This window comes from Pseudophaeobacter sp. A-200-2 (genome assembly GCF_041008815.1).
Lineage (GTDB): Bacteria > Pseudomonadota > Alphaproteobacteria > Rhodobacterales > Rhodobacteraceae > Phycobacter > Phycobacter gallaeciensis_A.
In genome coordinates this window covers 89,540-113,802 of the sequence record NZ_JAXGFU010000008.1, presented here as the reverse complement: position 1 = coordinate 113,802, position 24,263 = coordinate 89,540, and the positions used below count along the sequence as shown (strand labels likewise).

At 60.3% G+C, this 24,263-nt stretch carries 25 protein-coding genes; 11 read left to right on the top strand and 14 right to left on the bottom strand.

The genetic code is table 11. The features are described from left to right. Positions 1–49 precede the first annotated feature (49 nt). From hydA to SM766_RS13355, 3 genes are read right to left on the bottom strand one after another with little or no spacing between them, the layout of a single operon-like run. Positions 50–1,504, bottom strand: a complete 1,455-nt coding sequence (gene hydA, locus SM766_RS13365) for a dihydropyrimidinase (RefSeq protein ID WP_065270523.1) — start codon at positions 1,502–1,504, stop codon at positions 50–52. A 38-nt stretch (positions 1,505–1,542) separates the two neighbouring features. Then, a complete protein-coding gene (locus tag SM766_RS13360; RefSeq protein WP_368948070.1) occupies positions 1,543–1,863 on the bottom strand; it encodes a hypothetical protein in 321 nt (106 codons plus the stop codon). 57 nt (positions 1,864–1,920) lie between these two features. Then, positions 1,921–3,171, bottom strand: a complete 1,251-nt coding sequence (locus SM766_RS13355) for a Zn-dependent hydrolase (protein WP_274837200.1) — start codon at positions 3,169–3,171, stop codon at positions 1,921–1,923. Positions 3,172–3,427: 256 nt separating this feature from the next. On the opposite strand from SM766_RS13355, the gene SM766_RS13350 reads away from it, so the two are divergent. Then, the gene (locus tag SM766_RS13350) at positions 3,428–4,042 is read left to right on the top strand and encodes a TetR family transcriptional regulator C-terminal domain-containing protein (RefSeq protein WP_368948069.1); all 615 of its coding nucleotides are present in this window, start codon (positions 3,428–3,430) and stop codon (positions 4,040–4,042) included. A 91-nt stretch (positions 4,043–4,133) separates the two neighbouring features. Here the strand turns inward: SM766_RS13350 and preA are convergent, their stop codons facing one another. From preA to SM766_RS13325, 5 genes are all read right to left on the bottom strand, one after another. After that, positions 4,134–5,438 carry an NAD-dependent dihydropyrimidine dehydrogenase subunit PreA gene (preA, locus tag SM766_RS13345; RefSeq protein WP_368948068.1) on the bottom strand — a complete coding sequence of 435 codons (1,305 nt, stop codon included), beginning with the start codon at positions 5,436–5,438 and terminating at the stop codon, positions 4,134–4,136. A gap of 59 nt (positions 5,439–5,497) precedes the next feature. Continuing rightward, entirely contained in the window at positions 5,498–6,832 is a 1,335-nt protein-coding gene (locus SM766_RS13340; RefSeq protein WP_368948067.1) for an NAD(P)-dependent oxidoreductase, read from the bottom strand. A 152-nt stretch (positions 6,833–6,984) separates the two neighbouring features. After that, positions 6,985–7,629 (bottom strand): cupin domain-containing protein, encoded by a 645-nt coding sequence (locus SM766_RS13335; RefSeq protein ID WP_368948066.1) that lies wholly within the window; start codon positions 7,627–7,629, stop codon positions 6,985–6,987. Positions 7,630–7,749: 120 nt separating this feature from the next. After that, entirely contained in the window at positions 7,750–8,148 is a 399-nt protein-coding gene (locus SM766_RS13330; protein WP_065270530.1) for a RidA family protein, read from the bottom strand. Between the two features lie 213 nt (positions 8,149–8,361). Next, positions 8,362–8,625 carry a DUF2312 domain-containing protein gene (locus SM766_RS13325; protein WP_065270531.1) on the bottom strand — a complete coding sequence of 88 codons (264 nt, stop codon included), beginning with the start codon at positions 8,623–8,625 and terminating at the stop codon, positions 8,362–8,364. Between the two features lie 214 nt (positions 8,626–8,839). Between SM766_RS13325 and SM766_RS13320 the strand changes: the two genes are divergently transcribed. Beyond that, positions 8,840–9,058, top strand: coding sequence for a hypothetical protein (locus tag SM766_RS13320; RefSeq protein ID WP_065270532.1), 219 nt, complete (start codon positions 8,840–8,842; stop codon positions 9,056–9,058). Between the two features lie 128 nt (positions 9,059–9,186). On the opposite strand, the gene SM766_RS13315 is transcribed toward SM766_RS13320, so the two are convergent. Then, positions 9,187–9,402, bottom strand: coding sequence for a hypothetical protein (locus tag SM766_RS13315; protein ID WP_368948065.1), 216 nt, complete (start codon positions 9,400–9,402; stop codon positions 9,187–9,189). A 326-nt stretch (positions 9,403–9,728) separates the two neighbouring features. On the opposite strand from SM766_RS13315, the gene SM766_RS13310 reads away from it, so the two are divergent. The 4 genes from SM766_RS13310 (at position 9,729) to SM766_RS13295 (ending at position 11,999) form a co-directional block, all read left to right on the top strand. Then, positions 9,729–10,592 carry an MBL fold metallo-hydrolase gene (locus SM766_RS13310; RefSeq protein ID WP_368948064.1) on the top strand — a complete coding sequence of 288 codons (864 nt, stop codon included), beginning with the start codon at positions 9,729–9,731 and terminating at the stop codon, positions 10,590–10,592. Positions 10,593–10,703: 111 nt separating this feature from the next. Continuing rightward, on the top strand, positions 10,704–11,132 hold the full coding sequence (locus SM766_RS13305; RefSeq protein WP_065270535.1) for a YeeE/YedE family protein: 429 nt from the start codon (positions 10,704–10,706) through the stop codon (positions 11,130–11,132). Beyond that, positions 11,132–11,563 carry a DUF6691 family protein gene (locus SM766_RS13300; RefSeq protein WP_065270536.1) on the top strand — a complete coding sequence of 144 codons (432 nt, stop codon included), beginning with the start codon at positions 11,132–11,134 and terminating at the stop codon, positions 11,561–11,563. The genes SM766_RS13305 and SM766_RS13300 overlap by 1 nt, the downstream gene beginning before the upstream one ends. A 10-nt stretch (positions 11,564–11,573) precedes the next feature. After that, positions 11,574–11,999, top strand: a complete 426-nt coding sequence (locus SM766_RS13295; RefSeq protein WP_274833420.1) for a protein tyrosine phosphatase family protein — start codon at positions 11,574–11,576, stop codon at positions 11,997–11,999. A gap of 284 nt (positions 12,000–12,283) precedes the next feature. Here the strand turns inward: SM766_RS13295 and SM766_RS13290 are convergent, their stop codons facing one another. The 5 genes from SM766_RS13290 to SM766_RS13270 all read right to left on the bottom strand — a co-directional run bounded on the left by SM766_RS13290 (position 12,284) and on the right by SM766_RS13270 (position 18,606). Next, positions 12,284–13,609, bottom strand: a complete 1,326-nt coding sequence (locus SM766_RS13290) for a FliM/FliN family flagellar motor switch protein (protein ID WP_368948063.1) — start codon at positions 13,607–13,609, stop codon at positions 12,284–12,286. An 80-nt stretch (positions 13,610–13,689) separates the two neighbouring features. Further along, entirely contained in the window at positions 13,690–16,371 is a 2,682-nt protein-coding gene (locus SM766_RS13285; protein WP_274835930.1) for a sensor histidine kinase, read from the bottom strand. Continuing rightward, positions 16,371–16,763, bottom strand: a complete 393-nt coding sequence (locus tag SM766_RS13280) for a hypothetical protein (protein WP_368948062.1) — start codon at positions 16,761–16,763, stop codon at positions 16,371–16,373. The genes SM766_RS13285 and SM766_RS13280 overlap by 1 nt, the downstream gene beginning before the upstream one ends. Before the next feature lie 67 nt (positions 16,764–16,830). Continuing rightward, positions 16,831–17,211, bottom strand: coding sequence for a response regulator transcription factor (locus SM766_RS13275; RefSeq protein ID WP_065270541.1), 381 nt, complete (start codon positions 17,209–17,211; stop codon positions 16,831–16,833). Between the two features lie 96 nt (positions 17,212–17,307). Next, on the bottom strand, positions 17,308–18,606 hold the full coding sequence (locus SM766_RS13270; protein ID WP_368948061.1) for a helix-turn-helix domain-containing protein: 1,299 nt from the start codon (positions 18,604–18,606) through the stop codon (positions 17,308–17,310). A gap of 234 nt (positions 18,607–18,840) precedes the next feature. Between SM766_RS13270 and SM766_RS13265 the strand changes: the two genes are divergently transcribed. The 5 genes from SM766_RS13265 (at position 18,841) to SM766_RS13245 (ending at position 24,113) form a co-directional block, all read left to right on the top strand. Continuing rightward, a complete protein-coding gene (locus SM766_RS13265; protein WP_368948060.1) occupies positions 18,841–20,187 on the top strand; it encodes a substrate-binding protein in 1,347 nt (448 codons plus the stop codon). Positions 20,188–20,346: 159 nt separating this feature from the next. Continuing rightward, complete coding sequence (locus SM766_RS13260; RefSeq protein WP_065270544.1) at positions 20,347–21,369, top strand: branched-chain amino acid ABC transporter permease; 1,023 nt, start codon at positions 20,347–20,349, stop codon at positions 21,367–21,369. A gap of 4 nt (positions 21,370–21,373) precedes the next feature. Next, on the top strand, positions 21,374–22,576 hold the full coding sequence (locus SM766_RS13255; RefSeq protein WP_065270545.1) for a branched-chain amino acid ABC transporter permease: 1,203 nt from the start codon (positions 21,374–21,376) through the stop codon (positions 22,574–22,576). Positions 22,577–22,589: 13 nt separating this feature from the next. Then, positions 22,590–23,345 carry an ABC transporter ATP-binding protein gene (locus tag SM766_RS13250; RefSeq protein WP_065270546.1) on the top strand — a complete coding sequence of 252 codons (756 nt, stop codon included), beginning with the start codon at positions 22,590–22,592 and terminating at the stop codon, positions 23,343–23,345. 12 nt (positions 23,346–23,357) lie between these two features. After that, positions 23,358–24,113 (top strand): ABC transporter ATP-binding protein, encoded by a 756-nt coding sequence (locus tag SM766_RS13245; protein WP_065270547.1) that lies wholly within the window; start codon positions 23,358–23,360, stop codon positions 24,111–24,113. The last annotated feature ends 150 nt before the right edge of the window (positions 24,114–24,263 follow it).

The window sequence follows — 24,263 nt, the reverse complement described above, 5'->3', positions numbered from 1 at the left end:
GGGAGGCCGGGCCACCATGTGCGGAGGCCCGTCTCCTGTTTGATACCAATTACACGCCGGTTGCCGGAATACCGGACCGTTCCACCGGACGCGGCGCGGACAGCTCTTTCCAGGTCGACAGCGCCTTGTTGACGGTGGTGTTGGCCTCGCGCTCGACGAACTTGCCGTGGCCTTCCTGCGTGCGGATCTCCCCGTCGTAGACGGCGACATGGCCGCGCGTCAGGGTAAAGCGCGGCAGGCCTTTGACCTCCTTGCCTTCGAAGACGTTGTAGTCGATGGAGGACTGCTGAGTCTCGGCGCTGATGGTCTTGGTCTTGTTCGGGTCCAGTACCACCAGATCGGCATCGGCGCCCACCAGAACCGCACCTTTTTTCGGATAGCAATTCAGGATCTTGGCGATGTTGGTCGAGGTGACGGCCACGAATTCATTCGGCGTCAGGCGGCCGGTTTCAACACCGTGGGTCCACAGCATCGGCATACGGTCTTCAAGGCCGCCGGTGCCATTCGGGATCTTGGTGAAATCGCCCACGCCATAGCGTTTCTGCTCGGTCGAGAAGGCGCAGTGGTCGGTCGCCACGACAGACAGCGAACCGGACTGAAGACCCGCCCAGAGGCTGTCCTGATGCTTTTTGTTGCGGAACGGCGGCGACATCACCCGGCGCGCGGCGTGATCCCAGTCCTGGTTGAAATACTCGCTTTCATCCAGCGTCAGGTGCTGGATCAGCGGCTCACCCCAGACGCGTTTGCCTTGCATGCGGGCGCGGCGGATGGCCTCGTGGCTGTCCTCGCAGGAGGTATGCACCACATAAAGCGGCACACCGGCCATATCGGCGATCATGATGGCGCGGTTGGTGGCCTCGCCTTCGACCTGCGGCGGGCGGGAATAGGCGTGCCCCTCGGGGCCGTTGTTGCCCTCGGCCAGAAGTTTGGCGCTCAGCTCGGCCACCACATCGCCGTTTTCAGCGTGCACCATGGCGATACCGCCCAGTTCCGACAGGCGCTGGAAGGAGGAGTACAGCTCATCATCGTTCACCATCAGCGCGCCTTTATAGGCCATGAAATGCTTGAAGGTGTTGATGCCGCGGGTTTCGATCACGGTCTTCATCTCGTCAAAGACCTGCTCGCCCCACCATGTCACGGCCATGTGGAAGGAATAGTCGCAGTTGGCGCGGGTCGATTTGTTGTCCCAGCGTTTTAGCGCATCCAGCAGACTTTCGCCCGGGTTCGGCAGGGCAAAGTCGACAACCATGGTGGTGCCGCCCGCCAGACCTGCGCGGGTACCGCTTTCGAAATCATCCGAGGAATAGGTCCCCATGAAAGGCATTTCCAGATGGGTGTGCGGGTCGATCCCGCCCGGCATCACGTAACAGCCGGTCGCGTCCAACTGCTCGTCCCCCTTCAGATCGGGGCCGATTTCGGTGATCACACCGTTTTCGATCAGCACGTCGGCCTTGTAGGTGAGGTCAGCCGTGACGATGGTCCCGTTCTTGATGACTTTACTCATGGTTTCTAACTCCCTGTTATTTATATGTTCGATCCGTTTCAGACTGAACTGAAACAACCGATTGCATGTCCGTGTACGCCGATGTCGAGCGGGCCGAAAACAGATTCAACGCAAAGCGAGAAGTAGCCCGCCAGCGGCAGATATATCACCCGGTAGTCGCCATTCAGCTGGGTGACGGCCCAACAGTCCTGTGTCAGGCCGCCGGAAAAATTGACGGTGACCTCTTCCGGCTCGCACAGCGCGCTGCGAAAGGCGGCAAGGGTTTCAAAGCCCACGTTACTGGTGATTGGGAATTCAGCGACCTCCGTCTCGATCAGATGTTTGATCCGATCGGGGATGGAGAGGCCGGCGCCGATCACCGTAGGACCATCCGCCGCAACAGCAGGGTCCGGAACATGGGCTTGAGGGTCACCGGATTATTCCACGATCTCAGCAGTTTCGACCACGGCGTGGAACAGGACGTTTGCCCCTGCTTCGGCCCAGTCCTTGCTGATCTCTTCGGCTTCATTGTGGCTTAGCCCGTCGACACAGGGGCACATGACCATTGCGGTCGGTGCCACGCGGTTGATCCAGCAGGCATCATGGCCGGCACCCGAGATAATGTCGAGGTGGGAATAGCCCAGCCGCTCGGCGGCGCTGCGCACTGCCGTCACGCAGGCATCATCGAATTTCACCGGATCAAAGCCGCCGACCTTCTCGAACTCGATCTGCACGCCCATGGCATCGGCGATTTCCTGTCCCTGCTCCCGCAGGCGCAGTTCCATATCCTCGATCACCTCCAGCTCGGGACTGCGGAAATCGACAGTGAAAACCACTTTGCCGGGGATCACGTTGCGCGAATTGGGGAAGACATCGATATGACCTGCCGCGCCAACCGCATGCGGCGCATGGGACCATGCGATTTCGTCCACCGCATCCAGCACTCGCGCCATGGCAAGGCCGGCATTGCGGCGCATCGGCATCGGGGTCGACCCGGTGTGCGCATCCTTGCCGGTGATCGTCACCTGCGTCCAGCTCAGCCCCTGCCCATGGGTGACAACGCCAATATCCTTGCCTTCAGCCTCAAGGATCGGGCCCTGTTCGATATGCAGTTCAAAGAAGGCGTGCATCTTGCGGGCGCCGACTTCTTCGTCACCGCGCCAGCCGATCCGCTTCAGCTCATCACCGAATTTCTTGCCTTCCGCATCTTCGCGGTCATAGGCCCAGTCCTGCGTATGGATGCCGGCAAAAACCCCGGACGACAGCATCGCCGGGGCGTAACGGGTGCCTTCCTCATTGGTGAAATTGGTCACCACAATGGGGTGTTTTGTCTTGATATTCATATCGTTGAGCGAGCGGATTAATTCGAGGCCGCCCAGAACCCCAAGCACGCCGTCGTATTTGCCGCCCGTCGGCTGGGTATCAAGGTGCGAACCCACATAGACCGGCAGCGCATCGGGATCGGTGCCTTCGCGGCGGGCAAACATATTGCCCATCTGATCGAGCCCCATGGTGCATCCGGCATCCTCGCACCATTTCTGGAACAGGGCGCGCCCTTCGGCATCTTCATCGGTCAGGGTCTGACGGTTGTTGCCGCCCGCAACGCCGGGGCCGATCTTGGCCATCTCCATCAGACTGTCCCACAGCCGATCGCCATTGATCTTCAGATTCTGTCCAAGCGACGTCATCGCAGCTTCCTTCCTGTTGGTCCCGTCTGTTTTGCGGGCTATTTTTGGCTTGGCGCCATTTTGGTGGCTTTGAAGCGTTGGTCAAAGTCTTTTCGGACCGGATTTGACCAACTGGTCAAACTCAAGCTACCATGAGGGCGCAGTCAGTCAAGAAATTGCGTCACAAGGACTGGGAAAACACTTGGTTTACAGGTGAAATGTGTGAAATAGAGGCGTTCTTCCGACGCCCGGACACCCAAGGACAGAAAACCCGCCAATGCCCAAGGACAGATCCCCAACCCGCATTCAGAAAAAGAATCGCGCCGCCATCCTCGACGCCGCGCTTGAGGTGTTTTCCACCCATGGTTTCCGTGGCGCCACCGTGGATCAGATCGCGGGTGAGGCCGGGCTGTCGAAGCCAAATCTGCTGTACTATTTCCCGTCGAAAGAGGCGATTTTCACCGCGCTGCTCTCGGAACTTCTGGATACCTGGCTGGACCCCTTGCGGGAGTTGGATCCCGAGGGTGAGCCGCTGGAGGAAATGCTGGCCTATGTGCAGCGCAAATTGCAGATGAGCCAGGACTTCCCCCGTGAAAGCCGACTGTTTGCCAATGAAATCGTGCAAGGCGCGCCGCGTATGCTGGAGGCGCTTTCGACCGATCTGAAACAGCTGGTCGAGGAAAAAGCTGCCGTAATCCAAGGCTGGATGGACGACGGAAAACTGCAGCCCAGCCACCCCAAACATCTGATTTTTTCGATCTGGTCGCTGACCCAACACTATGCGGATTTCGACGTTCAGGTCCGCACCCTGATGGGAGAAGAAGATCCGTTCGAGGCAGCACCTGCGTTCCTGGATACCTTCTATCGGCGCATGCTGACGCCAACGGGTTAACTACCCCACGTCACACTACATGAAACAGCAAAAGGGGCGCCCGCATCGGACGCCCCTCTTTATTTGTTATCAAAACGTTAAGAGCGAAAGCTCACTCAGCAGCCGTGGCCGAGGGGTTGTTCGGATGCGTCGTCCAGTTGGCGTATTGATCCGACACCACCTTGCCGGTGCGCAAGTCAACCTGACCGGCGGGCACCTCTTCCATGGTGATGCAGCCTTCGACCGGGCAGACGTTGACACACAGGTTACAGGCGACGCATTCGTCATCTTTCACCGTGAATGTGCGGTCTTCGCTCATCTCGATGGCCTGGTGCGAGGTATCTTCGCAGGCGGCAAAGCAGCGACCGCATTTGATGCAGTCATCCTGGCTGATCTTTGCCTTGGCGACATAGTTCAGATCCAGATACTGCCAGTCGGTCACGTTCGGAACCGCCATGCCGATGAAGTCCTGGGTCGAGGTGTAGCCCTTTTCGTCCATCCAGGTGGACAGGCCCGAGATCATCTCTTTCACCACGTTGAAGCCATAGGTCATCGCCGCGGTGCAGACCTGAACGTTGCCCGCGCCAAGCGCCATGAATTCAGCCGCATCTTTCCAGGTGGTGACGCCGCCGATGGCCGAGATCGGCAGGCCATGTGTCTGCGGGTCGCGGGCGATTTCCGCAACCATGTTCATGGCAATCGGCTTTACCGCCGGGCCGCAATAGCCACCGTGGGTACCCTTGCCGCCGATGGTCGGCTCGGGCGCCATGTTGTCGAGGTCAACCGAGACGATGGAGTTGATGGTGTTGATCAGGCTCACCGCATCGCCGCCGCCCGCCTTGGCCGCGCGGGCCGGGAAGCGCACATCGGTGATGTTCGGCGTCAGCTTCACGATCACCGGCTTGGAATAGTATTTCTTGCACCATTCCGTGACCATCTGGATGTATTCCGGCACCTGCCCCACGGCAGAGCCCATGCCACGTTCGGCCATACCGTGCGGGCAGCCGAAGTTCAGCTCGATCCCGTCGGCACCCGTGGCTTCGACCTTGGGCAGGATCGCCTTCCAGGCTTCTTCCTCGCAAGGCACCATGATGGAGACGATCACCGCGCGGTCCGGGTAGTCCTTCTTGACGCGGGTGATTTCCTCAAGGTTGGTCTCAAGGCTGCGGTCGGTGATCAGCTCGATATTGTTGAGACCTAGCAGACGCCGGTCCGCGCCCCAGATCGCGCCGTAACGCGGCCCGTTGACGTTGACCACTGGCGGGCCTTCGGAACCGAGGGTCTTCCAGACCACACCGCCCCAGCCAGCCTCAAAGGCGCGGCGGACGTTGTATTCCTTGTCAGTCGGCGGCGCCGAGGCCAGCCAGAACGGGTTCGGAGATTTGATCCCCAGAAATTCAGATGTCAGATCAGCCATTTGTCTGTTCCTTTTCATGCTCGCCTGCCCTCCCTGATGATGCGGGAGGACCGACTGGCTTAGCCCATCAGGCTGGAATGAATGTCCATTGCGGCATCGCGGCCCTCGGCCACGGCGGTCACGGTCAGGTCTTCGCCACCCGAGGCACAGTCGCCCCCGGCCCAGACACCGGCAACCGAGGTGCGCCCGGTTTCCGAGACCTTGATCTTGCCACCGTCGATCTCCAGCCCGTCGGGCTGTCCCTCAAGGGTCTGACCAATCGCCTTGTAGATCTGATCCGCTGCCAGGCGCAGGGTCTCGCCAGTGCCGGTTACGCGGCCATCCTTGACCTCTGTGTATTCCAGCTCAATCTCGGCAGCGGCACCGTTGCCATGGATCGCCTTGGGCATCACGTTGAACATCAGCTTGACGCCCTTGGAGGCCGCCAGATCCTGTTCAAACCGGCTGGCGCCCATGGCATCGCGGCCACGGCGATAGGCGATGGTGACGTTTTCGGCGCCCAGAAGTTTCGACTGCACAGCGGCATCGACCGCCGTCATGCCGCCACCAATGACCACGACATTACGACCCACGGGCAGCGTGGTCAGATCGTCAGCCTGACGCAGATCGGCGATGAAGTCCACTGCATCGCGCACGCCATCCTTGTCTTCGCCTTCGCTGCGCAGCGCGTTGACGCCGCCAAGACCGATGGACAGGAACACCGCGTCAAAGTCGCCTTTCAGCGCCTCAAGCGACAGCTCCGACCCGAGCTTTTTGCCGTATTCCATTGAAATACCGCCGATCTGCAGCAGCCAATCGACTTCGCGCGCGGCGAAATCATTGGTGGACTTGTAGGCGGCAATACCGAATTCGTTCAGACCGCCGGCCTTGTCCTTGCTGTCATAGACGGTGACGTCGTGACCGAGCATCGCCAGACGGTGCGCGGCCGACAGGCCCGCAGGACCAGCGCCGACAACCGCAACACGCTTGCCCGTCGCCTCGGCGCGGGTGAAGGGATGCTCGCCCTTGGCCATAAGCGTATCGGTGGCATAGCGCTGCAGACGGCCAATCTCGACCGGCTTGCCTTCGGCAGTTTCGCGCACGCAAACCTCTTCGCACAGGGTCTCGGTCGGGCAAACGCGAGCGCACATGCCGCCAAGGATGTTCTGATCCAGAATGGTCTTGGCCGCTGACGTCGGATGCCCAGCCTGAATTTCGCGAATGAACTGCGGAATATCGATCGAGGTCGGACAGGCCGTCATGCAGGGCGCGTCATAGCAGAAATAGCAACGATCCGCGGCAACGGCGGCTTCGTGCTGATCATAGGGGGCATGCAGATCCCCGAAATTCTCGGCGATCTCTGGGGCGGACAAACGTCCAGCCTGGATCCCGGATGCCTGATGGCTACTCGCCATTGGGTGTCTCCCTGACTGTTATTTTTCTGCAAGTCAGAGTGCCACAGTTTGTTTTTTTATCAACTGGTAAAATTTTTGACGGGCCAAAAAATATCGGCCAATTCTGAGAAATGGCCGACATGCTGTTGATTTATATTACGAAAGACGCTTGCTTAGTTTTTCACCATCTCGGTCAGATGCCCTGATTTGATCCAGACACGCGCTCCATCTGGACCCGCTTTGGCATCCAGTTGCCCGCCCGGAGGCAGGCGCAGCCAGTCCCAGCGGCCAAAGGTTTCATCCCCGTCCTGATAGCTTCCTTCCAGCACGAACAGCTCAGCGCCGCCCTCGGCCGTGAAGGAGACTTCCAGCCCGGGGGCCCAGTTCACCAAACACACATCCTCGTGCGGATCGGAGTAAAGCGGCAGATGCGGATCCTGCGCCTCAGTGGTGTCGACATGAACAGTCTGGCGATCTTCGGGGTCGAACTGGTGCAGTTTCACCAGGATCATCGCGCCATCTGCAGCTGCTGGCGCGTGGCGGGATGTGGGCGGGTTGCGCACGTAGGAACCAACCGGGAAGTCCCCCGCTTCGTCCTGAAATACGCCGTCCAGCACGAGGTATTCCTCGCCGCCGTCATGAGTATGCGCAGAAAAGGATGAGCCCGGCGCAAAGCGCACGATGGTCGTGGCGCGGGCAACTTCCTCGCCGATCCGGTCAAGCATCTTCCGCTCGACCCCGGCAGCCGGGCTTTGCACCCAGGGAATATCGTCAAAATGAACCGCGACACGCTGTGAAAAATCGGCATTGATCCGCATCTGTGACTCCCCTCATCTGTCGGGGACAGATCTGGGGTATCCCGGGCGAATTTCCAACCGAATTCACCAAATTGTGTGTCGGCGGGCCAAAAACCAAAGGCATCTGGCCCGGCAGAGAGATCAGTTCGAAAGAACCGCGGTGGCTTCGATCTCGACCTTGGCTTCATCCTCGACCAGCGCCGAGACCACAACCATCGTCATGGCTGGGAAGTGATAGCCCATCACGTCACGGTAGGCTTTGCCCACTTCGGCCTGATGCGCCATATATTCCGCCTTGTCGGTGACATACCATGTCAGCCGGGTGATATCGCTGGCCGCGCCGCCCGCAGTCTCGACCACATCGAGGATATTGCGCAGCGCCTGGCTCATCTGACCGATAAAGTCTTTTGCCTCAAAGACCTGATCTGCGGTCCAGCCGATCTGCCCACCGACGAACAGCAGTTTGCCCTCGGCGACCATGCCATTGGCATAGCCCTTGGCCGGCTTCCAGCCTTCGGGGTGCACATTGATTGCGGGCATTGCCTGTCTCCTCAATTCGGTTCTGTTTGCAGTGCTGCTGGCAATATCCGCCAGCGCGCAAAGTATTTCAAGCTTAAAATTTCATACCTGAAGCGATTTGCATTGCGGGCGGCTTCCGTGCGGCGCCCTGCGGCGCTGATACCAGGGACCAAAGAAAAACCGCGCACCCAAAGGAGATGCGCGGTAGAATTCAATCTGCAAAGCGGCTGGCAGTTACATGCCAAGCGCTTCTTTATACATGTCCAGCACCGCCTCTTCTTCGGCGATGTCGTCCTTGTCCCGCTTGCGCAGGGCGATAACTTTGCGCATGACCTTGGTGTCATAGCCGCGCGCCTTGGCTTCGGCCATCACCTCTTTCTGCTGTTCGGCGATGTCCTTCTTTTCTGCGTCCAGACGTTCGAAACGTTCGATGAACTGGCGCAGTTCCCCGGCGGTTACCCGGTAGTTTTCACTCTTTTCGTCTTCGGTCAGATCCATGTGCGGCTCCGTCAGCAAGGCATGTCATTGCGGTCGATAAAAGGGGATAGCGGTCCGACCTGATCACCGCAAGCCGGGAAAGCCCGCCATTGTGCCTTCGGGCGATGTTTTGCGCGCTGCGCGGGCCCCTGATACCTGTCTCAGCCTGCAAGCATCTTGCATCCACAAGGCCAATCCGCTACCCGCAGCAGCATGCAAACCGCAGGAGACTGGCATGTTTGAAATCCTTGTCTGGGTGGGCGCGGCCCTGTCCGTGGGTGGTCTCTTGGGGCTGGTCTGGTGCATCCTGCGCGTCGCAAAGGCGCGGCGACAGAAACTGGACGACGAGGCGCTGCGCGCCGTGGTGCAATCAGTGCTACCGCTGAACCTTGGCGCTTTGCTGCTGTCGGTGATCGGGCTGATGCTGGTCATGGTCGGAATTTTCCTGTCCTGACCCCTGCCCTGCGCGCACTCCAAGGCCCCCTGCAATAGAACCTGCAAAACGCCTGAAGCGGACCCTACCAAGGATCCGCTTTTTCGTTGCCTACAAGTTTTGAAATGACCGCTCCGCGTGGTGGCAGCTCAGACCGGCATATTGTCGAACTGATTTTCCACCGCTTCTTCTTCCAGCTTGGCCTTAACCCGGCGCAGGGTGCCTGGAATGGCCAAGCCCGAAGCACGCAGCCGGGTCAGCGCGCTGAAGAATTCATCCACCAGCCGTTCACGTGTCGGCCCCGATGCGGTGCGAATCTGTTTTTCAAGATGCTGCGCATTCTGCAGCAAAACTGCGTCTGTCATGTTTCATCCTCCCTGTCGTTCGAACATTCTGGCAGGGGTTTGAAACAGAAATACAGCAAAACTCCTTGATTTGAGTCATCATCGGCGGAGGTTGGCGCAATATCGGGCAAATTGCACAGCAGACAGGCAAAATACCGGCCAAAATACCGGCAAAAACAGCAGTCCCGGATAGATGTTTTGCGCCTCTACAGGACCCGGTTCGGGACGCGATTGAGCCAGATCAACACCGCCCTGCCGCCGGTACAGCTAAGTTAACCACACGCGAAGGGTTGAAACACATTCTGATTTCAACATATGTATAGTGAAACGCAAGGGAGAGCCCCATCATGAATCCTATCGTCAAAGCCTTCTTCGACGAAGCGACCAATACTGTTTCCTATGTTGTCCGCGATCCCAACGGCAGCGCCTGTGCCATTATCGATTCGGTTCTGGATTTCGATCATGCGGCAGGCCGGACCGACACCAGCTCGGCGGATGAAATCATCGACTGGATCACTGCAGAAGGTTTGAAAACCGAGTGGATCCTGGAAAGCCACGTGCACGCCGACCACCTGTCGGCCGCGCCCTATCTGCAAGAGCGCCTGGGCGGCAGGATCGGTATCGGCGAGAACATCACCATCGTCCAGGATACCTTCGGCAAGGTCTTCAACGAAGGCACCGAATTCCAGCGCGACGGCAGCCAGTTCGATCAGCTGTTCAAGGAAGGTGATACCTTCATGATCGGCCAGCTGCGCGGCGAAGTGCTGCACACCCCCGGTCACACACCGGCCTGCCTGACCTATGTTATCGGCGATGCCGCCTTTGTCGGCGATACGCTGTTCATGCCCGATTTCGGCACCGCACGCTGCGACTTCCCCGGCGGCTCGTCCGAAACGCTGTTCAACTCGATCCAGAAGATTCTGGCCCTGCCCGATGAAACCCGCATTTTCGTCGGCCACGACTACAAGGCGCCGGGCCGGGACGAATACGCTTGGGAAACCACGGTCGGAGAGCAGAAAGCGCTGAACATTCACATTGGTCAGGGCAAAAGCATCGAAGACTTCGTGTCGATGCGCGATGCCCGCGACGCGACGCTGGGCATGCCCCGGCTGATCCTGCCGTCGCTGCAGGTCAATATGCGCGCAGGCCAAATGCCCGAGCCGGACGATCAGGGCGATGTCTTCCTGAAAATCCCGGTCAACAAGATCTAACACCAGAACCCCGGTTGCAGCGCCGCGCCCCTGTTGGCCCGGCGCTGCAGCTTCAAAACACGCGCTGTCAGCACGAATATCCGCAGCGCAAAGACCAAGGAAACGCGAACAATGGAAACAGACTGGATCTGGGGCCTCGTCGGAGGCGGTATTATCGGCCTCGGCGGTGCCGTCTACCTTTTGGGCAATGGCCGGATCATGGGCGCCAGCGGTATTTTCGGCGGGCTCATCGATGGCAGCGGCTGGAACACCCTGTGGGAACGGCTGGCCTTTCTGGTCGGCGTGATCGTCACCCCGCTGATCCTCTGGCCGATCTACAACGTTGAGATCGACACCCATATGACCACCAATGTTGGTGTGATCATTGCGGCCGGCCTTCTGGTTGGCGTCGGAACCCGTATCGCAAATGGCTGCACCTCCGGCCACGGGGTCTGCGGAATTTCCCGCCTGTCCCTGCGCGGCATCGTTGCCACCGTTTTCTACATTCTGGCCGGTGGTCTGACCCTGGCCATTTTCCGTCACGTTCTGGGGCTGATCTAATGCGTATTCTTCTTTCTCTTATCGCAGGCAGCCTGTTTGGCGGCGGACTTTTCATTTCCGGCATGACCGACACCACCAAGGTGCAGGGCTGGCTGGACGTCTTTGGCAACTGGGACCCCACACTGGCCTTCGTGATGGGCGGCGCCGTTATTCCGATGTTCTTTGCCTGGCGTCTGACCCATGGCCGCAAACCGCTGGTGGGCGGCGATTTCCCGACCCTTCCGCGTCCGGAACTGGATCACCGGCTGATCACCGGTTCAGTCCTGTTCGGCATGGGCTGGGGCCTGGCCGGTCTGTGCCCGGGTCCGGCACTCGCGTCTTTGACCTATAACGGCTGGGGTGGGCTGATTTTCCTTGCTGCCATGTCGGCCGGTATGCTGGCTTCGGCGCCGATCGGCGTGCAACTGGACCGGATGGCCGCAAAGGCGTAAAGGATTGCCCATGCAAGCTCGTGACATAACGCCCCGCTACGCCGTCTCGCCGCAAATTTCGGTCGAAGACATTCCCGCAATCGCCGAAGCCGGTTTCAAACTGGTGATCTGCAATCGCCCCGATTCCGAGGTTCAGCCGAGCCATCAGGCCGCCGCCATCCGCGCTGCGGCCGAGGCTGCCGGGCTGCGCTTTGAAGAATTGCCGCTGACCCACCAGACCATGACGCCGGAAAACGTCGCGCGCCAGCGTGAACTCTACGAAGGCGCCGAGGGTCAGGTGCTGGCCTATTGCGCATCGGGCACCCGCTCTTCGGTAGTCTGGGCGCTGGGTCAGGCGCAGGAGATGTCGGCGGATGAGATCCTCGGCAAAACCGCAGCAGCGGGCTACGCGCTGGATGGTTTGCGTCCTGCGCTTGAGGCTGCGGGCAAGTCCTGAGCCGAAGCGAGACAGATCAAAGAATTATTTCCCACCCCCAACTTTTAAGACCATCACTCACAACACTCAAAGACCTCAGCCCTACGGCTGAGGTCTTTTTCATTGCTCTGACATCGAGGGGCGAACTGCGGATCATGCCCTCCCCTGGCATTTGCGAGCAGTGGCCAGGAGTGCCCCCAAATAGCAAAACCCGGCATCTAAACATGCCGGGCTCGTGTTTTGCTCATCCTGTTGCGAACGGATCGGGAGACCGCAGTACAACTGCGCCTGCCGTGATCGCCTTGTCAGCCAGAGCCAAGTCCAGCCAGTTTGGAGATTTCCGCTGCAGCATCATCCGGGTTGAACTCATCCATGCCGGTGTCCGGCAACGCGGGCAAATCGCCGCCGAGGCCACCGCCCAGATCCCCGCCGAAGTTGCCGCCAAGATCCCCTCCTCCAAGGGCCGCCGCAAAATCGTTCTCCAGGTCCGCACCCAGATCTCCCCCCATATCGGAGCCGAGGTCACCACCAAGGTTGTTCATATCGCCCAGACCGCCGGTATCGAAATCACCACCCAGGCCGGAACCGAGACCACCGCCGCCCATGCCGCTGTCCAGGGGGTCCTGCAGATCCTCGGCTGCAATGCCAAGATCAAGCGTGGGCATTTCGTCAGCGGCGGCAGGCATGGCGTCAGCCCCGACACCATCTGCAAACCCGGCTTGATCCGCTTTCATGTCATTCACCAGCTTGGTGCGCGGCTGATTGAGGCGAACCGCGCGCGCTCCATTCAACTGCCCAAGGCGCCCTTGAGCGATCGACTGACCGCTCACCGCCTGAAGGTCCGTTTCATAAAGGAATGCCTGATCCAGCGGCAGCAGATCGCCAGTCTTCAATCCGGAAAATTCGTTGAGCGGCACCCGCATCTTGCAAAGAACGGCGGACAATTCGGCCCGCATGGCCCCAAGGTTGCGCCCAAGAGACGGACCGGAGCCGCCCCCCTTGCCCAGTTCCTCGGGCGTGGGTTCGGGCAGGATCAGGTTCAATTCGCCCTGCATGGCGCCGATGGCCAGATCAACAGTCAGGGTCAGAACGCGATAATCGTCGGCTTCAAGCCCCAGGGCCAGACTGCGCAGGTCCTCGACTTGGGCGCCAAACTGATAGCCAGAGAAGATGGCCTGGTCGGATTGGCCTTCCAACATCACGACCACCTTTTTCAAGGCGCTTTCGAGGAAATCGGCTGTCATCGCAGCATCGGTCGGTGTGTAATGCCGCTCTGTAGGGGTTTTCCCCATGACCTGACCAATGGTCTGCTTCTGGATCAGAGCAGTCACGAGGGCGGCGTCCATTGTCGCAGCGCCAAGACGGCCATCAGGGCCATCCAGAACAACCAACAGATGCTTGTCAGACAGCATCTCGGGCAGTTCATCCGACGCACGGTTCACCTGGCGTGCAGCCAGAACCGCAAGCGGCAGTTCGCACAGCTCGGCTGCTGCCCGCGCAAGCGACCGCCGCAGCGCCTTGAGCGTCAGCGAACTGCTGAATGCTCCCGACCCCTCTTTGGTTGCCGCCAGCTTGCGGGCAAGAACCCCTGGCTTGCTTCCTGTCGAATCCTGTGTCGTCGTGTCAGACATACGTCGTGAACCTGAACCCTTAGCGCCTGTTGTCTCTGTTTTAGACTACGGAGGGTTACCAAGATCTTTATTTCTGGGCTTTATGCGGCTTTTTCACGGATACCGGAAAGGGTTACCCGGAAGGCGCCACCAGAGGCGCCTGCAAGATAGGAAATATCGCCATCCAGGCGCTGCACAATCTCACGGCAGATCGCCAGCCCGAGCCCCGCTCCGCCAGCCCGCTCCGGGCTAACCCTCGAAAACTTCTCGAAAATCATCTGCTGGAACTCGGGCGGAATGCCGCTGCCGTTGTCGATGAAATCGATCAGCACCTGCGAGCCCTCGCGGGACACGTGGATGCTCAGCTCCGGATGTTCCGCATCGCAGTATTTCTGGGCATTGGCGATCAGGTTGATAAAGACCTGCGCCAGCCGGTCCAGATCCGATGAAATCTTAATATCTTCACTTGCAGGATCCCGCAGCACCCGCATTGGGGTATCAAATCCCGCTACAGCTGTGGAAACCGCATGATCCAACACCTCTTTAAGCGTGCCACGGGTCATGTTGAGGCTGACCTGGCCGCTTTCCAGCACGCTAAGATCCAGCAGGTCGTTCAGCAGGCGCGTTAGCCGCAACGCCTCGTCATGGATGATGGTCGCATATCGGGCCTTTCCCTCCTGCGCCAGGGTATCATCGTCCCGCAGGATTTCGGAAAAGGCCCGGATCGAGGTCATCGGCGTGCGCAATTCGTGGCTGACTTGGCTGAGAAAGGCATCCTTCTGGCGTGAAATCTGCGTCAGTTTTTCGTTGGTTTCCCGCAGCTTGCGCGCCGTCCTGGACAATTCGGCAGACTGCATTTCCAAACGGTTCGAATATTCCAGCATCTGCGCTGTCTCATCCGCCACCGCCAAAAGATCCTCAACCGAAACGGAAGAGCCACCAACGATCTGACCGATCATCGCATGCGCTGCGGCTGCCCCGATCGACGCGCTCAGCTCGCGTTCCAGCCGCTCAAGGAACACCGGCGTCGGCTCTGGAAGGCTGCCCCGACCGCCCTGCCGGGCCAGTTCGCGCTGGAAGAATGCCTGTGCCTCGGTGGCGCCCAAGATCCTTTGCGACATCACCATCAGGTCTTCGCTCTGCGCCACCGAGCCGGTCCAGCCGCGCGGGCCGGATGAGTGATCGAAGACATTGACGAATTGCGCGCCCTGCAGTCGCTCCATCGGGCTCGGGAAACTGGCGAGCGACACGATGCAGAACACCACGGCATTGAGCCCAATGGACCAAAGGACGGCATGCACTGTGGGGTCGAGCGCCTCGATCCCGAAAAGGGCGTGCGGGCGCAGCCAGGACAGGCCGAACAGACCTTCGGCCAGCACCGCATCGGGCAGAACCCCTCCGCCGAGGGTCGGCAGCAGCATGGTATAGGCCCAGATGCCAAAGCCGACGGTCAGCCCTGCCAGGGCGCCGCTGCGGGTGGCGCCGCGCCAGAACAAGCCGCCCACCAGCGCCGGCAGCATCTGCGCCACCCCGGCAAAGGAAATCAGGCCGATCGCCGCCAACGCCGCGCCGCCGCCGGACAGCGTGTAATAGAAGTACCCCAGCGCCATGATCACCGCGATGGTCACACGGCGGGTAAACAGCACCACATCACGCACATCCCCGGAGACCGAGGCCCCCGCCGCGCCCTGCAGCCGCAGCCAGATCGGCATCACGATATGGTTCGACACCATGGTCGACAGGGCCATTGCCGCCACGATCACCATCGAGGTAGCCGAGGAAAAACCGCCAAGGAAAGACAGCATTGCAAGGTTCTGCTGCCCCTGGTGTAACGGCAGCGTCAGAACGAAAAGATCCGGGTTCGCCCCCGTCGGCAGCAGCTCAAGCCCGATGGCGGCGATGGGCACCACGAACATCGACATGAGCAGCAGGTAGGTCGGAAATGCCCAGGCCGCTATGCGCAGATGACGCTCGTCCTCGTTTTCGACGACCATGACCTGAAACATGCGCGGCAGGCAGACAAAGGCGGCAGCGGCAAGGAAGGTAATGGTGGCCCAGCGGCCCCCGTCCACCTGCCACTGGCCAATACGCGAGGCATCGATCCGCGCAAACGTTTCTGGCAGCCCGCCAGCGATGCCCCAGACCACGAAGATCCCCACTGCCAGCAGGGCGACCAGCTTGACCACCGCCTCCAGCGCAATCGCCGTCACCACCCCGTGGTGGCGCTCGTTGGCATTGAGGTTACGGGTGCCGAACAGGATGGCAAAGACGGCAAGGCCCGCCGAGACCCAGAATACCGTCTTGGTCTCGTTATACCCGCGCAGGGGATCAGCCTCGGCGAAGATTGAAAAAGACAGGGTAATAGACTGCAATTGCAGTGAAATATATGGCGTCACCCCGATAACGGCCAAGATGGTCACGCCGATGGCCAGCGTATTGGACTTGCCATAGCGCGCCGATAGAAGGTCGGCGATGGAGGTGACGCGCTGACTGCGCCCGACCCGCACCAGTTTGCGCAACCCCCACCACCAGCCCAGCATGACCAGCGTCGGCCCCAGATAGATGGTGATGAATTCCAGCCCCGACCGCGCTGCGTATCCCACCGCGCCATAAAAGGTCCAGGCGGTGCAATAGATCGACAGTGACAGCGTATAGGTCAGCGGCGAGCGCATCCAGGCGGCACTGCGCCCCCGACTGGCCATCCGGTCCGCAAGAAAGGCCACAAGAAATAGCAGCGCAACATAGGTAAAGCAGACCAGGACCAGAACATTGAGAGAGGCCATCAGTCGCGCGAAGCCTCTGCGCTGCCCTGCTCTGTCCCAGAACCAACCGCCGCGTCCTGTGCCTGATAGGGCTCAGCTTCGGAATGCCCGCCTGCGGTCCAGTGTTCGGCCCAGCGGCGCACCGCTTCTCCAAAGGCAAGGCTGACCGCGATCAGGATCGCCCAGACCATAAAGATATAGATGATGGCCGAGGACATCGCCATGCCGCCATGGCTGCCCGGCGCAGGATAGGGATCGGGGTCGGGCCACATCAAAGGCATCAGGAACAGCAAGGCGCCCAGGATGGGCAACAGCCGGGCAATATCCATCAGGCGGCGACGGCGATAGGTGCGCCGCTCGACAAAGGGAGCAGAGATCTCATCCTGCCGCCCGGCCCCATCGCCCCGGATCATGATCGCCCCCGGTCAGGGCGGCAGCCAAGGCTGCCTCCTGCTGGGGGCCAAATCCGAGCGCTCGGGGTCATCCCTGGCTGGCCTGAGCGTGCAGGTCCCGCACGGCTGTCAGAACCTCGGAGTTGGAAAAGGGCTTGGTCATGAACCGGGTCACGCCAGCGCGTTCGGCCATTTCCCGGTCCTTCATCTGGCCGCGGGCTGTCAGCATCAGAACCGGCAAGGAGGCAAACCCGTCGACCTCACGCAGTTCACGGATGATCTCCAGCCCGCTTTTGCCCGGTAGCATCAGGTCCAGAATCACCAGATCCGGCTGGGCCTCGCGTATCACCTCGACAGCGCCGGTCCCATCGGCATAGGCATCAACCTGCCAGCCATCGCGCGTCAGAAGAAAGCGGATCGCCTCAGTGATATTCGGCTCATCCTCGATCAGAATTACGTGTCTGCTCATTGGCAGAAGGTCCTCCCAGCGCCGCTCCCCGGACCCATAACGGTCCCGGCGCACATGCCCGTTTCACGTTAGAGTAGCCGCGCAGCCCCGCAGCTGTCAAAACTCTTCCTTCAGGATCGACGGCTCGCGGCGGGCCGGACACCCCCGGCGCGGGCAGATCCGGCAGCTGGCGCCCACAGGTTGCGCGCCTTCCGGCACTTCGCTTTGCGGCAGGATCAGCATCACCGCGTGATAGAGCGGATCGCTGTCGAAATCCGGTGTCACATGATCCCATGCCACCGCCAAACATTTAAACGCCAGCGCCGAGCGACCCTGCTGCACCACGTTGCGGCGTACCGGCACATGCGGGCGCGCCAGCGCGGTATAAATCGGCCAGAGCGGGCATGAGGCGCCAAAACGCGGCAGGGCAAATCCGGTCACCGGTTTGCGCACCAGGATCGAGCCTGAGGCATCACAGATCACCAGCCCGGCCTCCTGCCCCAGCACTTCGAACGGCAGCAGACCGATACGGCGCAGCACCGTGGGCAGGTCACAGCCGAACTGTTCCGCCAGCGCCCCGGGGCGAATACCCCCCTTGTCCAGTGCCGCCCGCAATGGCTCCAGCGGCAGCGCTGCGGCATCGCGCTGATATTGCTCCAGTGCGCTGCGGGCGATCAGACTTGCTGCATCGCTGACCAGTTCCGGCGCGCCAGAAACCAATTCCTCCGGGCTGCCGCTGCCGGTTTCCAAATCCGGGAAATGATAGCCTTGGGCGAGGAAGAACGCCTCGGCCTCTTCATGCGGCACCCCGCGACGGTCTGCGCCCGTATTGCTTTCATCAAGAAAACTCACCAAGGCGCGGCTGCTTTCGGCCAGCCGTAGGGAATCTTCGTTCAGGTTCTTGTGGAACCGGTCGCTCCACTCCGGCTCCAGCTCATTGGTTTCGGCCAGGATCGACGCGGTCGAGCGGATCGCCGCAGCCGTCGATAGAACCTCGTGCAGCGAGGCCGCCAGATGCGGATCGTGGGTCAGCCGGTCCGACAGGGTTTGCACCGTCCTCTCCAGCGTGGCGATGCGGCGGTGACTGGTGGCCAGCACCTCGGCCCAGCCGGGGAACCGGCCCGCGAACTCATCCGCCCGGTCCAGCTCGGCCACGGGCACGCCGCTGTCTGCTGCTGCTTCGCGCAGGCTGGCGATCAGCGCCGCTTCGGCGCCCTCGCTCAACATCGAAGGTTCAACCCCCAGAACCTGCGCGATCCCGACCAGCAGTTTGCCGCCGATTCTGCGCCTGTTGTGTTCGATCAGATTGAGATATGAGGCCGAAATACCGGCCGCGCGGGCAAGTTCCGCCTGACGCATCCCGAGGATGAGCCGCCGTTCGCGGATTCTGCTGCCGGTCAGAGTGTCACGTGCCATTTTACAGGTCTTTCCCAAAAGGCCGCTATTTCAAGGGCTTTCCGCGGCGCGGCATAAGTTTCTTTACAGAATGCCGTGGAATACTGTTCATTTATTTACAGAATAAGCCTGCTTTACAAGGGATTTATTGCGCGATTTTACAAGCTGCCCTCATACTGATTTTGCACGAAAACCGTGCCGACGCCGAGCGGAAGTGAGGAGCTGCTAGGCGTTAAAATCTTAAGGGAGGATTACATGTCCAAATCTGATGTCTCGCGTCGCGGGGTACTGAAGTCCGGTGCCATGATGGGCGCTGGCGTTGCGCTTCCGACGATCTTCACTGCGTCGTCCGCAGCCGCTTACACCAACGAGCCGACCGGCAGCACCGTCACCCTCGGCTTCAACGTGCCGCAGACCGGCCCCTACGCCGATGAGGGCGCAGACGAGCTGCGCGCATACCAGCTGGCAGTCGAGCACCTGAACGGTGGCGGCGACGGCGGCATGATGAACACCTTCAGCTCGAAGGCGCTGAAAGGGAACGGCATCCTGGGCAAGGAAGTCAAATTCGTCACCGGTGACACCCAGACCAAATCCGACGCGGCCCGTGCATCGGCCAAGTCGATGATCGAAAAAGACGGCGCGGTGATGATCACCGGCGGCTCGTCCTCGGGCGTTGCCATCGCGGTTCAGGGCCTATGCCAGGAAGCCGGCGTGATCTTTATGGCGGGCCTGACCCACTCCAACGACACCACCGGTAAAGACAAGAAAGCCAACGGCTTCCGTCACTTCTTTAACGGTTACATGTCGGGTGCCGCGCTGGCGCCGGTGCTGAAGAACCTCTATGGCACCGACCGTCACGCCTATCACCTGACCGCCGACTACACCTGGGGCTGGACCCAGGAAGAATCGATCGCAGCCGCGACCGAGGCTCTGGGCTGGACCACCGTCAACAAGGTGCGCACACCGCTGGCAGCGACCGACTTCTCGTCCTATATCGCCCCGGTTCTGAACTCCGGCGCCGACGTTCTGGTTCTGAACCACTATGGCGGCAACATGGTGAACTCGCTGACCAACGCGGTTCAGTTCGGCCTGCGCGACAAGATCGTCAACGGCAAGCAGTTCGAAATCGTCGTTCCGCTCTACTCCCGTCTGATGGCGAAAGGCGCCGGCGAAAACGTGAAGGGCATTCACGGTTCCACCAACTGGCACTGGTCGCTGCAGGACGATGCATCGAAAGCCTTCGTGCAGTCCTTCGGCACCAAATACGGCTTCCCGCCCAGCCAGGCGGCGCATACCGTTTACTGCCAGACCCTGCTTTATGCAGATGCATGTGAGCGCGCGGGCACCTTCAACCCCTGCGGTGTGGCCGAGGCTCTTGAAGGCTTCGAATTTGACGGTCTGGGCAACGGCAAGACGCTGTATCGCGCCGAAGATCACCAGTGCTTCAAAGACGTTCTGGTTGTGCGCGGGAAAGAGAACCCGACCTCCGAGTTCGACCTCTTGGAAGTTGTCGAGGTCACCCCGGCCGCTCAGGTTACCTATCCGCCGGATCACCCGATGTTTGCAGGCGGTGCCCTTGGCACCTGCAACCCGGGCGCCTGATCCGAATGAAAAGCCGGGCGCGTCTTGCGCCCGGCCCCTTTCAGAAACGTCCGTCCATTCATCTGCCATGCGGAGCGCCTCCGCACAGAACGCCGGGGCACGTCCCGCGAACGGTCGGACTCTATCACTTCCATACTGAAGAACCCGAAGGTGGGGACTATGGACGCAATCCTATTGCAAATCTTGAACGGGCTGGACAAAGGCTCGGCCTATGCGCTGATCGCGCTGGGTTTGACACTCATTTTCGGCACGCTGGGCGTTGTGAACTTCGCCCACGGCGCATTGTTCATGATCGGCGCCTTCTGCGCCGTGACCCTGCAGCGCATTCTGAACCTCAGCTTTGAGACCGTCGACGAAAGCCAGAAAGACTTTCTTGGCAACCCGCTGAAGGTCAAAACGCCCTATGTTGAATCCTGGTTCGGCCCCGAGGTGGGCGGCGCGATCATCGACTGGGCGGTGCCGCTGGCGATCCTGTTTGCGATCCCGATCATGATCTTCGTCGGCTACGTGATGGAACGCGGGCTGATCAAGCATTTCTACAAGCGCGAACATGCGGACCAGATCCTCGTGACCTTTGGCCTGGCCATCGTGCTGCAGGAAATCGTCAAGTATTTCTATGGCGCGAACCCGATCCAGACCCCGGCCCCCGAGGCGCTGAACGGCGTTGTGAATCTCGGCGCGGTCATCGGCATGGACATCGTCTATCCGGTCTGGCGCGTGGTCTACTTCTTCTTTGCGGTGGTGATCATCGGCGGCATCTTCAGCTTCCTGCAATTCACCACCTTCGGCATGGTTGTACGCGCCGGGATGGCAGACCGGGAAACCGTCGGCCTTCTGGGCATCAACATCGACCGCCGCTTTACCATCATGTTTGGTATTGCCGCTGCGGTCGCGGGACTTGCCGGTGTGATGTACACGCCGATCAACTCTCCCAACTATCACATGGGCATGGACTTCCTGGTTCTCAGCTTCGTGGTTGTGGTTGTGGGCGGCATGGGCTCACTGCCCGGCGCCGTTCTGGCCGGCTTCCTTCTGGGGGTTCTCGAAAGCTTTGCTTCGATGAATGAAATCAAATCCATTCTCCCCGGTATCGACCAGATCATCATCTATGTGGTCGCGATCATCATTCTGCTCACCCGCCCGCGGGGCCTGATGGGCCGCAAAGGCGTGATGGAGGACTAAGCACATGTTCGGACTGGACAAAAAAGACACTCGAATGCTGCTGCTGGTCGCCATCCTGGCCCTGTGCGCACCATTCATCCTGAACCCCTTCCCGGCAGACAGCGCCATGGCGCAGTTCAACGCGGGCTATCCTGACCTGATGCAGCGTTTCGTGATCTTCGGGATCTTCGCAATCGGGTTCAACATTCTCTTCGGCCTCACCGGCTACCTCTCCTTTGGCCACGCGGCTTTTCTGGGGGTGGGCTCCTACTCGGCGGTCTGGATGTTCAAGCTCCTGAGCATGAACGTCGTCCCGGCCATCATCCTGTCGGTGATCATTGCGGGGCTGTTCGCGCTGCTGATCGGATTTGTGTCCCTGCGCCGCTCGGGCATCTACTTCTCGATCCTGACGCTGGCCTTTGCGCAGATGTCGTTCAACCTGGCCTATTCGGTGCTGACGCCGATCACCAACGGTGAAACCGGCCTACAGCTGACGCTGGAAGACCCCCGCGTTCTGGGTGTCTCTGCCACCGCGGACGGCTCAATCCCTGTGACAAACTTCTTCGGGATGGAGATGCGCTCGACCTTTGAAATGGCGGTGGGTCCCTGGGCCTTCCAGTTCAACGCGGGCTACTATCTGTGCGCGCTCGTTATGCTGGCCTCCTTCTATCTGGCGATCCGCATCTTCCGCTCGCCCTTTGGCATGATGCTGCGGGCGGTGAAATCGAACCAGCAACGGATGAACTACACTGGTCTCAACACCCGTCCCTACACCCTGGCTGCCTTTGTGATCTCGGGAATGTACGCCGGTCTGGCTGGTGGCCTGATGGCCTCGATGGACCCGCTGGCAGGCGCCGAGCGCATGCAGTGGACCGCCTCGGGTGAGGTGGTACTGATGACCATCCTCGGCGGCGCCGGCACGCTGATCGGTCCAGTTCTGGGCGCGGGCTTCATCAAATACTTCGAAAACATCTTTTCGAAGATCAACGACAACGTTCTGCACAGCTGGTTCAGCTTTATGCCCGACGGGATCGAAGACTTCATGGTCTTCATCGTCCACCCCTTCATCGGCAAAGGCTGGCACCTGACGCTGGGCATCCTGTTCATGCTGGTGGTGATCTTCCTGCCGGGTGGCCTCGTCGAAGGCGGGCAGCGCATTGCAGGCTGGTTCAAAGGGCGCAAGTCCAAGGACAGCTCGGCCAGCAAAAAAACCGAACCTGCGGAATAAGGAGACAGGATCAATGGGTATCCTCGAAGTCAAAAACGTGGGCAAACGGTTCGGCGGCCTTCAGGCGCTGTCGGATGTGAACCTCAGCGTCAAGGAAAACTCCGTTCACGCCATCATCGGCCCGAACGGGGCGGGCAAATCCACCCTTCTGAACTGTCTGGTGGGCAAGCTGATCCCAGACACCGGATCGGTCATGTTCGACGGTCAGTCGGTGCTGGGCCGGGCGCCCTATGAGATCAACCAGATGGGCATTTCCCGCGTGTTCCAGACGCCCGAGATCTTTGGCGATCTCACCGTATTGGAAAACATGCTGATCCCCTGCTTTGCCAAACGGGACGGGGCGTTCGAACTGAACGCCATCGCCTCGGTCGCCAAGCAGAAGGATGTGCTGGAAAAGGCCGAGCAGATGCTGGTGGAAATGAACATGGCGGACAAGCGGCACATGCATGCCGCCGCCATGTCGCGCGGCGACAAACGGCGTCTTGAGATCGGCATGTGCCTGTCTCAGGAACCCCGCCTCTTGCTGCTGGATGAACCCACCGCAGGCATGGCGCGGGCCGACACCAACAACACCATCGATCTCTTGAAACAGATCTCGGACGAGCGCGACATCACCATCGCCATTATCGAACACGACATGCATGTGGTGTTCAGCCTGGCCAACCGGATCACGGTTCTGGCGCAGGGCACGCCGCTGGTCGAAGACGATCCGCAGAACATCCGTGGCAACCCCAAGGTGCGCGAAGCGTACTTGGGCGAAAGCGCATAAGGAGAAACAGAGATGAACGTCAAACCGGATTTCTCCAAGAACGCCAATCAGGCGACAACGGCTCCGGCCTTCCTGTCAGTCTGGGACATGCACGCCTATTACGGCGAAAGCTACATCGTGCAGGGCATCAACTTTAACGTCCACGAAGGCGAAATCCTTGCCCTGTTGGGCCGCAACGGCGCGGGCAAGACATCCACCCTGCGGTCTATCGCCCGCACCGGCAGCCCGATGGTCACCCAGGGCGAGATCTGGCTGGACCACCAGCCGCTGCACAAGATGGAAAGCCATGAAGCGGCCGCTGCTGGTCTGGGTCTGGTACCCGAGGACAGGCGCATCATCCCCGGCCTAACCGTCGAGGAAAACCTGCAGTTGGCACAGATCGCCCCCCCCATCGGCTGGTCCATCGAGCGCCTTTACGACCTGTTCCCGCGCCTTGGTGAACGGCGCAAGCAGGAAGGCGTGACCCTTTCGGGGGGTGAGCAGCAGATGCTGGCCATTGCCCGCGCACTGGCCCGGGACATCAAGGTGCTGCTGCTAGATGAACCCTATGAAGGCCTCGCGCCGGTGATCGTGGACGAGATCGAAAAGACCCTCATCCACATCAAGGAACAGGGCATGACCACGATTCTGGTGGAACAGAACGCGGTGCGCGCGCTGGAACTTGCCGACCGGGCGGTCATTCTGGACACCGGCGGGATCGTCTTTGACGGCACCGCCTCCGAGGTTCTGGAAAACGCCGAGCTGCGCGCCGAATATCTGGCGATCTGATCTCAATTCTCCCCGTCGCACTGGTGTTGTGACTGGTGCGGTTACCTCAAGACCGGTTCCCTTCGGAGCCGGTCTTTTTTGTTTCACAGCAGGGAAATAGCGCAAAAACCTGCATAAACCAGGGTTATACGCGCCCGGTTTAGCCTCCGC

Coding starts and splice junctions, on each gene's coding strand:
- SM766_RS13315 (WP_368948065.1), bottom strand. CDS start 9,402: ATGACAGACGCAGTTTTGCTGCAGAATGCGCAGCATCTTGAAAAACAG.
- SM766_RS13350 (WP_368948069.1), top strand. CDS start 3,428: ATGCCCAAGGACAGATCCCCAACCCGCATTCAGAAAAAGAATCGCGCC.
- SM766_RS13355 (WP_274837200.1), bottom strand. CDS start 3,171: ATGACGTCGCTTGGACAGAATCTGAAGATCAATGGCGATCGGCTGTGG.
- SM766_RS13310 (WP_368948064.1), top strand. CDS start 9,729: ATGAATCCTATCGTCAAAGCCTTCTTCGACGAAGCGACCAATACTGTT.
- SM766_RS13265 (WP_368948060.1), top strand. CDS start 18,841: ATGTCCAAATCTGATGTCTCGCGTCGCGGGGTACTGAAGTCCGGTGCC.
- SM766_RS13335 (WP_368948066.1), bottom strand. CDS start 7,629: ATGCGGATCAATGCCGATTTTTCACAGCGTGTCGCGGTTCATTTTGAC.
- SM766_RS13285 (WP_274835930.1), bottom strand. CDS start 16,371: ATGGCCTCTCTCAATGTTCTGGTCCTGGTCTGCTTTACCTATGTTGCG.
- SM766_RS13275 (WP_065270541.1), bottom strand. CDS start 17,211: ATGAGCAGACACGTAATTCTGATCGAGGATGAGCCGAATATCACTGAG.
- preA (WP_368948068.1), bottom strand. CDS start 5,438: ATGGCTGATCTGACATCTGAATTTCTGGGGATCAAATCTCCGAACCCG.
- SM766_RS13325 (WP_065270531.1), bottom strand. CDS start 8,625: ATGGATCTGACCGAAGACGAAAAGAGTGAAAACTACCGGGTAACCGCC.
- SM766_RS13320 (WP_065270532.1), top strand. CDS start 8,840: ATGTTTGAAATCCTTGTCTGGGTGGGCGCGGCCCTGTCCGTGGGTGGT.
- SM766_RS13300 (WP_065270536.1), top strand. CDS start 11,132: ATGCGTATTCTTCTTTCTCTTATCGCAGGCAGCCTGTTTGGCGGCGGA.
- SM766_RS13295 (WP_274833420.1), top strand. CDS start 11,574: ATGCAAGCTCGTGACATAACGCCCCGCTACGCCGTCTCGCCGCAAATT.
- SM766_RS13250 (WP_065270546.1), top strand. CDS start 22,590: ATGGGTATCCTCGAAGTCAAAAACGTGGGCAAACGGTTCGGCGGCCTT.
- SM766_RS13305 (WP_065270535.1), top strand. CDS start 10,704: ATGGAAACAGACTGGATCTGGGGCCTCGTCGGAGGCGGTATTATCGGC.
- SM766_RS13270 (WP_368948061.1), bottom strand. CDS start 18,606: ATGGCACGTGACACTCTGACCGGCAGCAGAATCCGCGAACGGCGGCTC.
- SM766_RS13260 (WP_065270544.1), top strand. CDS start 20,347: ATGGACGCAATCCTATTGCAAATCTTGAACGGGCTGGACAAAGGCTCG.
- SM766_RS13245 (WP_065270547.1), top strand. CDS start 23,358: ATGAACGTCAAACCGGATTTCTCCAAGAACGCCAATCAGGCGACAACG.
- SM766_RS13330 (WP_065270530.1), bottom strand. CDS start 8,148: ATGCCCGCAATCAATGTGCACCCCGAAGGCTGGAAGCCGGCCAAGGGC.
- SM766_RS13290 (WP_368948063.1), bottom strand. CDS start 13,609: ATGTCTGACACGACGACACAGGATTCGACAGGAAGCAAGCCAGGGGTT.
- hydA (WP_065270523.1), bottom strand. CDS start 1,504: ATGAGTAAAGTCATCAAGAACGGGACCATCGTCACGGCTGACCTCACC.
- SM766_RS13255 (WP_065270545.1), top strand. CDS start 21,374: ATGTTCGGACTGGACAAAAAAGACACTCGAATGCTGCTGCTGGTCGCC.
- SM766_RS13280 (WP_368948062.1), bottom strand. CDS start 16,763: ATGATCCGGGGCGATGGGGCCGGGCGGCAGGATGAGATCTCTGCTCCC.
- SM766_RS13340 (WP_368948067.1), bottom strand. CDS start 6,832: ATGGCGAGTAGCCATCAGGCATCCGGGATCCAGGCTGGACGTTTGTCC.